The 13,004-nt window shown below is 51.4% G+C and carries 11 protein-coding genes and 2 tRNA genes; 6 read left to right on the top strand and 7 right to left on the bottom strand.

Features of this window, described 5'->3' with window-relative positions; genetic code table 11:
• A partial coding sequence (locus tag HMPREF2954_RS05320; protein WP_141755637.1) for a molybdopterin dinucleotide binding domain-containing protein occupies positions 1-2,027 on the top strand: 2,027 nt, incomplete at its 5' end.
• 361 nt (positions 2,028-2,388) lie between these two features.
• A complete protein-coding gene (mog, locus tag HMPREF2954_RS05315) occupies positions 2,389-2,967 on the top strand; it encodes a molybdopterin adenylyltransferase (RefSeq protein WP_045074159.1) in 579 nt (192 codons plus the stop codon).
• A 607-nt stretch (positions 2,968-3,574) separates the two neighbouring features.
• On the opposite strand, the gene HMPREF2954_RS05310 is transcribed toward mog, so the two are convergent.
• The 4 genes from HMPREF2954_RS05310 to rnhA form a co-directional block, all read right to left on the bottom strand.
• Positions 3,575-3,649, bottom strand: a tRNA-Glu gene (locus HMPREF2954_RS05310).
• A gap of 15 nt (positions 3,650-3,664) precedes the next feature.
• A tRNA-Arg gene (locus HMPREF2954_RS05305) sits at positions 3,665-3,741 on the bottom strand.
• Between the two features lie 132 nt (positions 3,742-3,873).
• Positions 3,874-5,226 (bottom strand): deoxyguanosinetriphosphate triphosphohydrolase, encoded by a 1,353-nt coding sequence (locus tag HMPREF2954_RS05300; RefSeq protein ID WP_039404217.1) that lies wholly within the window; start codon positions 5,224-5,226, stop codon positions 3,874-3,876.
• 57 nt (positions 5,227-5,283) lie between these two features.
• Complete coding sequence (gene rnhA / locus HMPREF2954_RS05295) at positions 5,284-5,733, bottom strand: ribonuclease HI (RefSeq protein ID WP_045074156.1); 450 nt, start codon at positions 5,731-5,733, stop codon at positions 5,284-5,286.
• 132 nt (positions 5,734-5,865) lie between these two features.
• Here rnhA and tehB point away from each other — a divergent pair, with 132 nt between their 5' ends.
• Entirely contained in the window at positions 5,866-6,723 is an 858-nt protein-coding gene (gene tehB, locus HMPREF2954_RS05290) for an SAM-dependent methyltransferase TehB (protein ID WP_045074154.1), read from the top strand.
• A gap of 213 nt (positions 6,724-6,936) precedes the next feature.
• Here the strand turns inward: tehB and lolA are convergent, their stop codons facing one another.
• Positions 6,937-7,560, bottom strand: coding sequence for an outer membrane lipoprotein periplasmic chaperone LolA (gene lolA / locus HMPREF2954_RS05285; protein WP_003768722.1), 624 nt, complete (start codon positions 7,558-7,560; stop codon positions 6,937-6,939).
• Between the two features lie 304 nt (positions 7,561-7,864).
• On the opposite strand from lolA, the gene HMPREF2954_RS05280 reads away from it, so the two are divergent.
• Genes HMPREF2954_RS05280 through HMPREF2954_RS05270 form a run of 3 tightly spaced genes read left to right on the top strand, consistent with a single transcriptional unit; the run spans position 7,865 to position 10,398 of the window.
• Positions 7,865-8,692: a ferritin-like domain-containing protein gene (locus tag HMPREF2954_RS05280; RefSeq protein WP_045074151.1), complete on the top strand. Its 828-nt coding sequence runs from the start codon at positions 7,865-7,867 to the stop codon at positions 8,690-8,692.
• Between the two features lie 45 nt (positions 8,693-8,737).
• A complete protein-coding gene (locus HMPREF2954_RS05275; protein WP_070689036.1) occupies positions 8,738-9,697 on the top strand; it encodes a cation diffusion facilitator family transporter in 960 nt (319 codons plus the stop codon).
• A 53-nt stretch (positions 9,698-9,750) separates the two neighbouring features.
• On the top strand, positions 9,751-10,398 hold the full coding sequence (locus HMPREF2954_RS05270) for an HAD family hydrolase (protein WP_045074147.1): 648 nt from the start codon (positions 9,751-9,753) through the stop codon (positions 10,396-10,398).
• Positions 10,399-10,465: 67 nt separating this feature from the next.
• Here HMPREF2954_RS05270 and HMPREF2954_RS05265 read toward each other — a convergent pair whose 3' ends face one another.
• Together HMPREF2954_RS05265 and tmk are read right to left on the bottom strand one after the other, a co-directional pair.
• A complete protein-coding gene (locus HMPREF2954_RS05265) occupies positions 10,466-11,746 on the bottom strand; it encodes a malic enzyme-like NAD(P)-binding protein (RefSeq protein WP_045074167.1) in 1,281 nt (426 codons plus the stop codon).
• A gap of 220 nt (positions 11,747-11,966) precedes the next feature.
• Positions 11,967-12,593: a dTMP kinase gene (tmk, locus tag HMPREF2954_RS05260; RefSeq protein WP_045074145.1), complete on the bottom strand. Its 627-nt coding sequence runs from the start codon at positions 12,591-12,593 to the stop codon at positions 11,967-11,969.
• Positions 12,594-13,004: the final 411 nt, after the last annotated feature.

Below are 13,004 nucleotides of genomic sequence, written 5' to 3'. Positions count from 1 at the left end.
TTTATGAGTGTCCAAGATTTGGGGGCCAGTTCAGCGGCGGCTGGTGCCATTATGTGGGACAGGAAAAACTGCGTCCGCAGTCCGGCTGGGCGCCGCTGACTTTCGCGCTCGACTGGCACCGCCCCGCGCGCCAGATGGCCGGCACGTCCTTCTTCTACAACCACACCGGCCAGTACCGCCACGAAACTGTGTCCGCCGACGAGCTGCTCACGTCCGACGCGGGCGACGATATGCGCCGCCTGACCATGATCGACTACAACGCCAAAGCCGAACGCATGGGCTGGACGCCGAGTGCGCCGCAGTTGGAAACCAACCCGCTGGACGTTACCGATGCAGCCGAGGCGGCGGGTATGTCGCCCGCCGACTATGTGGTCAAAGGCCTGAAAGAAGGCACGCTGGACATGTCCTGCAACGATCCGGAAAACCCGAAAAACTGGCCGCGCAATATGTTTATTTGGCGTTCCAACATTTTGGGTTCTTCCGGCAAAGGCCACGAATATTTCCTGAAATACCTGCTCGGCACACAAAACGGCTTGATGAGCGACGAAGACGACTGCCTGAAACCAGCCGAAGTGAAGCAGCGGGAAGGCGTGGAAGGCAAGCTGGATTTGTTCACGCTCCTGGATTTCCGCATGAACACCACCTGCCTGTACGCCGACGTGATTTTCCCGACCGCCACTTGGTACGAGAAATACGATCTGAACACGTCCGACATGCACCCGTTCATCCATCCGTTTACCGAAGCGGTGCAGCCTTTGTGGCAGAGCAGGTCTGACTGGGAAATCTACAAAGGCCTGGCCAAAAAATTCAGCGAGCTGGCCAAAGACTACTTGGGCGTACGCAAAGACATCGTGCTCACGCCGCTGATGCACGACAGCCCGCAGGAACTCGGTCAGCCGTTCGACCCGAAAGATTGGAAACTGGGCGAGTGCGAACCCATCCCGGGCAAAACCATGCCGGCCATGACCGTGGTGGAACGTGATTACGGCGCGATTTACGAGAAATTCACTTCTGTCGGCCCGCTGCTGGAAAAAGTCAACAATAACGGTAAAGGTATGGCTTGGGATACCAAACATGAAGTTGAATTCCTACGTAAACTCAACGGCGTACAAGCCGAAGGGGTCGGAAAAGGTCAACCGAAAATCGAAACTGCCATTGATGCCTGCGAGATGATATTAACCCTCGCTCCGGAAACTAACGGACATGTGGCAAAAAAGGCTTGGCAAGCCTTGGGCAAAGCTACAGGCCGCGACCATACGCATCTGATTAATGCCAGCGAGCACACGCAAATCCGCTTTCACGACATCGTCGCCCAGCCGCGCAAGATTGTTACCTCGCCGATTTGGTCGGGCGTGGAGAGCGAAGAAGTGTGCTACACCGCCGGCTATACCAATGTGCACGAGCTGATTCCGTGGCGCACGCTGACCGGCCGCCAGCAGTTCTACCAAGACCACAAGTGGATGCGCGATTTCGGTGCTGCTTTCTGCGTGTACCGTCCGGCGGTGGACACCAAAACCACCAAGAAGCTGCTGGGCAAAATGCCCAACGGCAATCCCGAAATCACGCTCAACTTCCTGACCCCGCACCAGAAATGGGGCATCCACAGTACCTATTCGGAAAACCTGCGCATGCTCACGCTTTCGCGCGGCGGCCCGCACGTGTGGATTTCCGAAACCGATGCCAAGAAAGCAGGGTTGGTGGATAACGACTGGGTGGAAGTGTTCAACACCAACGGTTCGATAGCCTGCCGCGTGATTGTGAGCCAGCGCATTCCCGAAACCATGATTCTGATGTACCACGCGCAGGAAAAACTGGTGCACACGCCTGCGGCGGAAACCACCAAAAAACGCGGCGGCATCCACAATTCGGTAACCAAGGCGGTATTGAACCCGACCCACATGATAGGCGGCTACGCGCAACTGGCGTACAGCTTCAACTACTACGGCACAGTAGGCTCTAACCGTGATGAATGGGTGATTGTGCGTAAAATGAGCAAAGTGGATTGGATGGACGAACCTGCAGGTTAAGGCCGTCTGAAAACTTAGTGAAGAGAAATGCCTGTCTGAGAGGAAGCTTTCAGACAGGCATTTTTTATTATCAAATTCTCCGTCAATAGGAAATAAAGCGGCTGAGGCAATTTATGCACAAGATTTCATTCATAGATAACTACTTGTTGAGCAAAAAATAATGAGGTGATAAACAGAATATCATCCTATTTGAGATTGAGTATATTTATAGAGAAATGATTTTTATAGACAACTTCTCAAACTAGCCTTTACCTGAAGGTCTGTATTTTAAGTCCTGCTATTTTGCACATTGCCAACACCCACAACAAATACAGCTAATCAGGTACAATGCAGTTTTCTATCTTTTGAGTCTGCTATTATCATGAACACACTCCCTACCATCACTATCGGCCTAATTTCCACCAGTGACCGCGCCAGCAGCGGCGTATATGCCGATGAAGGAATTCCCGCACTCAAAAGCTGGCTTGACAAAGCCGTCCTCAATCCGATCCGTTATGTAGAAGCCCTTATTCCTGACGATCAAGACGAAATCAAAAGCGTGCTTATCCATATGGCAGATGAAGAGCATTGCGATGTGATTTTTACCACCGGCGGCACAGGGCCTGCACCACGCGACATCACACCCGAAGCCACACAAGCCGTATTAGACAAGGAACTGCTCGGTTTTGGCGAACAAATGCGCCGTATCAGCCTACATTATGTACCCACAGCCATTTTGTCACGCCAAACAGCAGGTGTTCGTGGCAACAGCCTGATTGTGAATCTCCCCGGCCGACCGAAAGCCATTGCTGAAACATTGGGCGGCGTACGCTCGGAAGATGGCAGCATCATCGTACCAGGCCTATTCGGCGCTATTCCTTATTGTGTGGATTTAATCGGCGGTGGCTTCATTGAAACCGATACTGCCATTTGCACCGCCTTCCGCCCCAAACAAAAATAAACTCCTTCTATATTCTTCTGACCGTCTATAGCTACTCCCGTTCTCTAACTGCTGAATTATACCTATGCGAAGATTGTAACAGCTCAAATCCTATTTGCAGGACAAATAAATTAAAAAACTATCAACATCAAGCTGTTGCAATAAACCATAATCAATACATATGTTCAAAGCCATATGTTTATATGAATAAACCCGTTTTAAAAATCCAAAATCATAAAGGTCATCTGAAAAAGAAAACTGAACCCTAACCCTTTTCATACGACCTCCAATTTTCACATTAGTGTTTTATGTATAGTGAAAATCTAATTCAGAGTCTGGTATGTTTGCAAAATTCCCTCAAATCTCCCTAAATACCTCGGCAAAAATTTAGGGAGATTTGAGGGAGCTTTGCAAACTTCTCCATCAGTTTTATTTAGAGACTAATATAAAACATGTTTCAAAATAATCCCCACAGTGACTGTCAGGATAAACTGAATTGGTACAACATTTGAAATATGCAGACAAAAGCAGCTTTGTTAGCAAGAGCATAAAAAGCTGAAATCGCGGGCATAGCATTAAAAGATAAAAATAAACCCTTACTATTTTTTAGTAAGGGTTTATTGAAATTTGGCACGCCCACGGGGAATCGAACCCCGGTTACCGCCGTGAAAGGGCGATGTCCTAACCGCTAGACGATGGGCGCGGATAAATAGATTTTTGGCGCACCCGGAGCGATTCGAACGCCCGACCCTCTGGTTCGTAGCCAGATACTCTATCCAACTGAGCTACGGGTGCATTTTCATCACTTCGCTTCTGCGCTGTGAATCAAGAAGACCGAATATTATAGAAACCCTTCCCTATTGTCCAGCCTTTAAATTCAATTTTTCCAGATAAAATATTAACATTTTGAAAATTAAAGAAATTAAATCACCTTAAAATCCCGGTTCCAGACAAGTCCTGAGCCATTTTGGCGGCGGCATTGTCTGTCATACCGCCGACGAAATCTAAAATTTTCATATATGCCTGATAAAGGCTGTCCGTTTCAAGTATGGGATTATGGTTTTTCAGAAGATCCAAGATTAAAGATTGGCGGACATCTAATTTCTGCTCAACCAGCAAGGCATGGGCAGCAGGGACAAACAAATCGAGTATCGACCCTAAGCACGGGAAAGTGGCAATTTCGGTCATCAGCTTGGTACGGTGGCGAAAGATGCGCGTGCGTGCGAGTTCTTTGGCTTTTTCCAAAGTGTTTTGGACTTCCGGGCTGCACAAGGAAATCAAGTCTTTTCCCTTAAATTCGCCGCTTAATAAATCGGATTGGTGTTTCATGAAGGTTTGCGCGGCATCTTCGATGGCTTTGCCTATGGCAATGCCGCGCAGCATGGCGCAACGTTGGCGGCTGGATTGGGCATGCCATGTACTTTCTTCAAAGGTCAGCTCAGACAAGACGCTTTCGACTTCGGTATCGGTCAGCAACTCAAGCTCCACCGCATCTTCCAAATCCAGCAATGCGTAACAGATGTCGTCTGAAGCCTCCATCAGGTATGACAGCGGATGGCGTACCCATTGGTCGCAGCCTGCTTCGAGCAATCCCAACTCCGCTGCAACTCGGCGGATAAACGGCAGCTCGGTTTGATAAATATTGAATTTGGAACGCCCGCGCGGACCTTGGCTTGTCCACGGATATTTTATCAATGCGCCGATTGATGCCGCACTCAAACGCATTCCGCCCGCATCGGGATACATTTCCAAATTGGCGACAATGCGCAGGCTGTGGGCATTGCCTTCGTAAGTTTGCACGTCGCTCAATTCGGCTTCGCTCAGCGATGTCAGAAAGCGGAGATTTGTTTCCTTTCTGAACCAATGGCGCAATGCGTCCTCACCCGTATGCCCGAACGGAGGGTTACCCAAATCATGCGCCAAACAGGCGACTTGGACGACAGCACCAATATCGCCCGGAGTATTGTTTTCGGGCAGGAATCCGCCGGCTTGCAACATGACGCCGACACGGTTACCCAAACTGCGTCCGACGCTGGCAACTTCGACACTGTGTGTCAGCCGGTTGTGCGTCAGGTCATGTTCGGCAAGCGGGTGGACTTGGGTTTTCCTGCCCAACCGCCTGAATGCGCCGGAAAACACGACTCTATCGTAATCAATGTGGAAATCGGTACGCAGGGCATCGATACCCTCTTGTGTGGACGGCGTAACCGTAGGGATAATTTCGCCGTTTTTTGCGCGGAAGCGTTGCGGGGAAAGCAGTTGGGACCAAGTCATTGCCATTGGGGTAATCCTGTTTGCGGTTGATTGAACATTTTTCAGGCGTTTTCAGACGACCTTTCAGGACGAGGGTTGAAGGAACCGTGCCGCCCCCTGATTCGCCAAAGCGTCCGCCTTTTCGTTTTCGGAATGCCCCGCGTGGCCTTTCACCCATGTCCACTGTAATTCGTGTTTATGCGACAAGGCATCGAGTTCTTTCCACAAATCGTCGTTTTTCACCGGTTTTTTGGCGGCGGTTTTCCAGCCGTTTTTCTTCCAGCCGTGTATCCAGCCTTCCATACCGTTTTTGACGTATTGCGAGTCAGTACAAATCACGACGCGGCACGGGCGTTTGAGCGCTTTCAGCCCTTCTATGACGGCGGTCAGCTCCATTCGGTTGTTCGTGGTTTCGGCCTCGCCGCCGCACAATTCTTTTTCATGATTTCGGTAGCGCATCAATACTCCCCACCCCCCTGCCCCCGGATTGCCTTTGCAGGCTCCGTCTGTATAAAGGTAAACGGTATCGTCCATATATCGGTTTGTTTTGCAATTTGCACAATAAAGGCATTCATCTTATCACAAGGTTTGAATCCGCCAAGCGGCTTTGCCCCAAACAGGCATATAATATGCACCTTATCGCAAACAAATTGGAAGGAACCGACGATGGACGGACAAATGGCGCTTTTTTGCTATCAAGAAATGCCGGCTTGGCAGGCAGACGAGATTCCCGACGCGCTGCGTGCGGGTCATGCGTTTGACGAGGGGGAATGGGTTTGCCTGAACGTATTGCAAGGTCGTCTGAAATTGACGGAAGCTGATAATGCTTCTGTCGATCTGACTGCCGAAGACGGCGATCACATGATTGCACCGCAGCAACAGTTTACGGTCGAGCCTTTGACGGACGACACGGAAATCAAGCTCTCGCTTTATTGCGCGGCAAAGGATTATTTCAATAAGAAATACGGCATGAGCGCGACCCATTCGGCGGTAGTGGCGGCTGAAAATATCGTTCCTGCGGGCAAGGCCTTGGATATGGGCTGCGGTCAGGGGCGTAATGCGCTGTTTTTAGGTTTGAAAGGATTTGACGTAACCGCCGTGGACAACAATCCGCAGGCGGTGCAAAACGTCAACGAGTTGGCGCGCATCGAAGACCTGGACGTGCGGGCGGTGGAATATGATTTGAATGCCGCCAACCTTCAAGATCATTTCGACTATATCGTGGCGACGGTTGTGTTTATGTTCCTGTATCCGCGTTTCGTGCCGCAAGTGATTGCCGATATGCAGGCGCACACCAACCCGGGCGGCTACAACCTGATCGTTTCGGCGATGGACACTGAAGACTTCCCCTGCCCTATGCCTTTTCCGTTTAAATTTAAAGAAGGCGAGTTGCGCGAATACTACCGCGACTGGGAGATTGTCGAATACAAAGAGGAACTCGGCGCCATGCACGCGAAAGATGCGGCGGGCAATCCGATACAGTTTAAGTTTGTTACCATGTTGGCGAAAAAGCCTGAAGCGTAAACGAACGGGGTCGTCTGAAATATTTTCAGACGACCTTTTGGTATCCGCTTTGTTACAGCGCTTTGAACTTTTCCTACCTGCCATCCGACTGACAAAATCAAAAGCCGGATTGTATCGGATAGAGGCGGTTTCGACTCAAACACACCTTATCTTCAACTTCAAAAACAAAAAGGTCGTCTGAAACCTTTCAGACGACCTTTTATCATCAAACAATCAGTTGCTCAACACATCCACGCCTTTGGGCGGAGTGAACTTGAATGCGCCGCGTGAGAGATTGGGCTTGGTGTTCAAACCGCCGAAGCTGATGGAGGTTTGGTTGCCGAAGCTGTCTTTCAACTGCATGGCGGCGAGGTTGTCGCCTTTGAAACCGATGCGGATGTATTGGTAGCCGGCGTTGTTTTTCTTGGGCGTTGCCAAGACGTAGTCGATGCCGTTGGACGAGCCGTCCTCTTTGAGGGAGTAGCTGCTGTCAAGGGCGTTTTTGTTGGAGAGGATGGCGGCGGGGCTGTCGCCGATGGTTTGGTCTTGGGCGGACTTGGTCACTTGTGCCAAATCAACGTCGTAGAGCCAAATGGTTTGACCGTCGCCTACGATGGTTTGTTTGTAGGGTTTGGTGTATTCCCATTTGAAGAGGCCCGGACGCAGGATTTTGAAAGTACCGTGTGCGGTTTGGGTTTTCTTTTTGCCTTGGACGGTTTGGGTGAAGCTGCCGCTGATACCGTCGGCGTCGTTGTTGAATTTCTTGAGTGCATCCACTGCGCCTGCCTGTGCGAAACCGATGGTCGCGGTCAGGGCGGAAGCGGCGAGGAATTTGAACAGGTTGTGTTGTTTCATCATTATTTTTCCTTGTTGGAAGGGGTGTGGCGCCCAGTATCGATGTTACAAAATAACAATGCAAGCCGCTTATGGGCGGTTTACATTTTGCAAACAGTGTTTCCCGAGGGCTAATTTTTTGAAGCTTCGGGATTTTTTCCTGCGGAAAAGACAATCGGGTTTCACAATTCTTTAATGTATGCCGACTGCGCAAACTGTGGTATTTAATGGTTTTTGACGCACAACGCCAAATTGTAAAGATTATATTCCTTATATTGTTTTTTTTAAACGCTATAATGTTCGTTTTCCGAAAAACGGCAGACTTGGAATGAAACCTGATATCTATGCTTTGCTGGAACTTGCCCTGCTTTCAGACGACCCCGATGAAAAAGGACGGCTGACGGACGAGGCGTTTGCCGCCGTTCAGAACATGGACGGGGCTGAAACAAACGCGCCGCCGCTGGACTTCCGCCACGCGGGACGGCCGCCGAAGCCTGTTTTGGTCGCGCCGTCGCAACTGACGCCGCGCAAGATGAACACGACCGAAGGCTATGCGGCGATGCTGCACGCGATTGCGCATATCGAGTTCAACGCCATCAATCTGGCTTTGGACGCGGCATACCGTTTCCGCACGTTGCCGTTTCAGTTTGTGCGCGACTGGGTGCGGGTGGCGAAGGAAGAGGTGTACCACTTCCGCCTGATGCGCGAAAGGCTGCGCGCTTTCGGCTTCGATTACGGCGATTTTGAGGCGCACAACCATTTGTGGGACATGGCGTATAAAACCGCCTACGACCCGCTGTTGCGCATGGCGTTGGTGCCGCGCGTGTTGGAGGCGCGCGGGCTGGACGTTACGCCGGGGATACGCGCGAAGGTGGAACAGCGCGGCGATTCGGAAACCTGCGGCGTGTTGGACATCATTTACCGCGACGAAGTGGGCCATGTCGCCATCGGCAACCATTGGTATCAACACCTCTGCCGCGAACGCGGTTTGGAACCTGTCGCCTTGTTCCGCAGTCTGATTGCCCGTTACGATATGTTTATCTTCCGCGGCTATGTGAACATCGAAGCGCGCGAAAAAGCAGGCTTCAGCCGCTTCGAATTGGATATGTTGGAAGATTTCGAGCAGGGTTTGAAACAAGGCAAAAAGGTCGTCTGAAAACCCTGAATCCGGAGTTTCAGACGACCTCTGTTGAGGAACGTTATGTCTCACCATCACGAACACCATCATCACGCACACGCCCACACGCATACCGCCAACAAAAAAGTATTGCGCGTGTCGTTCATCATCATCGCCGCCTTTATGCTGCTGGAGGCGGTCGGCGGCTGGCTGACCCACTCGCTCGCGCTGCTTTCCGACGCAGGGCATATGTTCAGCGACGCATTTTCCTTGGGCGTGGCGTTGTGGGCGTTCAAACTCGGCGAAAAAGAAACCACGCTGCAAAAGACCTTCGGCTACAAACGTTTTGAAATCCTCACCGCCATGTTCAACGGCTTGTCGCTGGTGGTCATCGCCGTGCTGATTTTCTACGAAGCCGTCAAACGCCTGCTTTATCCGCCCGAAATCGCCACGCTGGGGATGCTCGTCATCAGCGTCGTCGGCCTGCTGGTCAACATCGGCGTGGCGGTTTACATGCTGAAAAACAGCGACACCGAAGCCAACGTCAACATGCGCGGCGCGTATCTGCACGTTTTAAGCGACCTTCTCGGCTCAATCGGCGCAATTGCCGCCGCCGTGCTCATGATGGCGTTCGGCTGGAAATGGGCGGACCCGCTCGCCAGCGTGTTCGTTGCCGCGCTGGTCGGACGCAGCGGCTGGAGCCTGCTCAAACAGACGCTGCACATCCTCATGGAAGGCGCACCCGAAAACATCCACACCGATGACCTGCTCGCCGTCATCCGCAACACCGACGGCGTCAAATCCGTCCACGACTTACACGTCTGGACGATTACCAGCAATATCAACGTATTATCCTGCCACATCGTCGTGGACGGCAGCATGACCGTTGCCGAATCCGAGCAAATCGCCTACCGCATCGAACACGAGTTGTCCCACAAAAACATCGGACACTGCACCATCCAAATCGAAAGCGAACGCCACCCGCACAAAAACGAGATTTTGTGTTCGCCCTATGCAGAAGCACATCACAGCCACAGCCATTAAACCAACAAGGCCGTCTGAAAACCTTTCAGACGGCCTCCACCAAAGGAAAACACATGATACAAGCCGTATTGTTCGACCTCGACGGCACGCTCGCCGACACCGCCCTTGATTTGGGTGGCGCACTCAACACCGTATTGCGCCGCCATAACCTGCCTGAAAAAAGCATCGCGGAAATCCGCCCGTATGCCAGCCACGGCGTGGCCGGCCTGTTGAAAATCGGCGTCGGCATGACTGCTGAACATCCTGATTTCGCAGCATGGCGGCAAGAATGCCTTGAAGCATACAGCCTTTGCTATGCCGACAAAACCACGCTGTTCGACGGCGTGAACGAAATGATTGCCGAACTCGACAGACGCGGCATCAAATGGGGCATCATCACCAACAAACCCATGCGCTTCACCGACAAACTCGTCCCCAAACTCGGCTTCGTCATCCCGCCCGCCGTCGTCGTCAGCGGCGACACCTGCGGCGAATCCAAACCCAGCATCAAACCCATGCTGTATGCGTGCGAACAAATCCACGCCGACCCGCAACACACGGTTTACGTCGGCGACGCCGAACGCGACATGCAGGCCGGACGCAACGCGGGCATGAAAACCGTACTTGCCGACTGGGGCTATATCGCCGCTGAAGACCAAACCGAAACTTGGCCGTTCGACCACCGCATCGCAGCGCCTTCGGCATTGCTAAAGATTCTGTAAAACGAAAAAAGGTCGTCTGAAAGTTTTCAGACGACCTTTTCTACATCACATTCAAATTAAAACCGGATTACAGTTTCCATTCGCTCAGTTTGGCAGCATAGGCTTCCAAGTCTGCAATCGGACGGGTTGCCACGCCGCTTTCCATTGCAGCTTTGGCGGCAGCCGAAGCAACGCGCGGCAGCAGGCGGGAGTCGAACGGGGTCGGAATCAGGTATTCCGCGCCGAATTCGAATTTTTTACCGTAAGCGGCAACCACTTCTTCAGTTACTTCTTCCTTCGCCAAATCCGCCAAAGCATATACGCAGGCGCGTTTCATTTCTTCATTGATGGTCGTCGCGCCGACGTCCAACGCGCCGCGGAAGATGAACGGGAAGCACAATACGTTGTTCACTTGGTTCGGGAAGTCGGAACGGCCGGTACCGATGACCACGTCCGGACGGGTTTCTTTTGCCAACGGCGGCAGGATTTCCGGATTCGGGTTTGCCATGGCGAACACGATAGACTTGGCGTTCATGGTGTTCAGCATTTCAGGCGTCAGCAGGTTCGCGCCGGAGAGGCCCAAGAAGATGTCTTTGCCTTTGACGGCATCGGCAAGCACGCGTTGACCGTTGTCTTCAATGGCGTAGAACTGTTTGGACTCGTCCATACGGTCTTTGTCTTCGCGGGTTTTGTAAATCACGCCTTTGGAGTCGCAAACGGTAACGTTTTCGCGTTTCAAACCCAAATCGAGCAGTTGGTTCAAGCAGGCAATCGCAGCCGCACCCGCGCCGGAGCAAACCAAGGTCGCTTCTTCGATTTTACGGCCGGTATAGCGCAGGGCATTCAATACGGCAGCAGCGGTGATGATGGCGGTACCGTGTTGGTCGTCGTGGAATACCGGGATTTTGCAGCGTTTGCGCAATTCGCGTTCGATGTAGAAGCATTCAGGCGCTTTAATGTCTTCGAGGTTGATGCCGCCGAAAGTCGGTTCCAACGCGGCGATGATGTCCACCAGTTTTTGCGGGTCTTTTTCATCGATTTCGATGTCGAATACGTCCACACCGGCGAATTTTTTAAACAATACGCCTTTGCCTTCCATCACAGGTTTGCCTGCCAATGCGCCGATGTCGCCCAAGCCCAAAACCGCGGTACCGTTGGAAATCACGGCAACCAAGTTGCCTTTGGCGGTGTATTTGTACGCATTTTGCGGATCGGCATGGATTTCCATACAAGGAGCCGCGACGCCCGGCGAGTACGCCAAAGCCAAGTCTTTGGACGTGGCCAGCGATTTGGTGGGGGTAACGGAGACTTTACCCGGCACGGGGAATTCGTGAAATTTCAGTGCGGCTTCTTTTAATGAGTTTTCCATTTTTCGATCCTGTTGCGAGAGAGATGTTGAGACGAGGTCGTCTGAAACGTTGGTTTCGGGACGTTTGGCATCACAAAGGGTTTATTTATTAACAAATAAACCTATTTTGTAATAGCGTGTAATTTTACCATGTTCCCAATGCGGCGCATACCGCTATTTTCATCTGAAACAAACAACCTCAAAGCAAAAACGTATGCTTTCAGACGACCTTCATTCGGTTTTAAACATCCATACCGAAACTGCGCGCCAGCGCATGTTCGATATCCGCCCTCACCTCCTCCAAACTCCGGTTGCCGTCGATAAGCGCGTAGCGTTCGGGATGCGCGGCGGCGCGTTCGAGATAAACAGCACGCACGCGGGTGAAAAAATCTGCCTGCTCCTGCTCGAAACGGTCTTTCTCGCGCGTCTGCCCGATACGCGCCATCGACACTTCCAGCGGCACGTCCAGCAGCAAAGTCAAATCAGGACCAAACCCGCCCTGTACCCAATTTTCCAGCATTTCAATATCTTGCAGAGGCACGCCGCGCCCGCCGCCCTGATACGCAAAAGTCGCATCGGTAAAACGGTCGGAAACGACATGAATGCCGTCTGCCAGCGCAGGCAGGATAACGTCTTCAAGATGCTGCTGCCGCGCCGCAAACATCATCAACGTCTCCGCGCGCAAGCCCGCCTTGGTTTCAGGGTTCAACAAAATTTCGCGCAAAGCCTCGCCAACTGGCGTACCGCCCGGCTCGCGGGTAAACAATACGGGAAGATTATAGGATTCGAACCATTGGCGGATAACGGCAAGATTGGTTGATTTGCCCGCACCGTCTATGCCGTCCAAAGTAATGAATTTGGGTTTCATAAGGTCAAGTTTATTTTTTAGAGAACGGATGTTCAAAAGGTCGTCTGAAAGCGGGATTATAAATGCTTTCAGACGACCTTGCCTTTTAATGCGGCGTTTCCCGCATACCGTTCCGACATTTCCGGGTTTTCAAATCAATCTGATGTCAAAACCCTGCAAACCTTGAATACCGCCTTCAGACGACCTTTTATCTTTTTAATCAACCGACCAAGCTTTTCACTTTGCAAAAAAACAACAAAAAATAATACAAAATTTACAAAAAACACAGGAACTTATAAAATATAAAACAATAACAGTTGCAACAATAATCACAAATCATAATAATGTCATATATACCGTTCAGGCACAAAAGCCTGCTGTATAAGCGTTACACAGAAAATATTACGGAGACTGTGTCAATACACATCTAAA

Source organism: Neisseria sp. HMSC067H09, assembly GCF_001814135.1.
GTDB lineage: Bacteria > Pseudomonadota > Gammaproteobacteria > Burkholderiales > Neisseriaceae > Neisseria.
Note: the sequence above shows the minus strand (reverse complement) of the source record. Positions and strands in the feature narration are given on the sequence as shown.

Excerpts from the sequence above, each read along its gene's own strand:
- mog (WP_045074159.1), top strand. The coding sequence starts at position 2,389 with ATGAACACACTCCCTACCATCACTATCGGCCTAATTTCCACCAGTGAC.
- HMPREF2954_RS05300 (WP_039404217.1), bottom strand. The coding sequence starts at position 5,226 with ATGGCAATGACTTGGTCCCAACTGCTTTCCCCGCAACGCTTCCGCGCA.
- rnhA (WP_045074156.1), bottom strand. The coding sequence starts at position 5,733 with ATGGACGATACCGTTTACCTTTATACAGACGGAGCCTGCAAAGGCAAT.
- tehB (WP_045074154.1), top strand. The coding sequence starts at position 5,866 with ATGGACGGACAAATGGCGCTTTTTTGCTATCAAGAAATGCCGGCTTGG.
- lolA (WP_003768722.1), bottom strand. The coding sequence starts at position 7,560 with ATGATGAAACAACACAACCTGTTCAAATTCCTCGCCGCTTCCGCCCTG.
- HMPREF2954_RS05280 (WP_045074151.1), top strand. The coding sequence starts at position 7,865 with ATGAAACCTGATATCTATGCTTTGCTGGAACTTGCCCTGCTTTCAGAC.
- HMPREF2954_RS05275 (WP_070689036.1), top strand. The coding sequence starts at position 8,738 with ATGTCTCACCATCACGAACACCATCATCACGCACACGCCCACACGCAT.
- HMPREF2954_RS05270 (WP_045074147.1), top strand. The coding sequence starts at position 9,751 with ATGATACAAGCCGTATTGTTCGACCTCGACGGCACGCTCGCCGACACC.
- HMPREF2954_RS05265 (WP_045074167.1), bottom strand. The coding sequence starts at position 11,746 with ATGGAAAACTCATTAAAAGAAGCCGCACTGAAATTTCACGAATTCCCC.
- tmk (WP_045074145.1), bottom strand. The coding sequence starts at position 12,593 with ATGAAACCCAAATTCATTACTTTGGACGGCATAGACGGTGCGGGCAAA.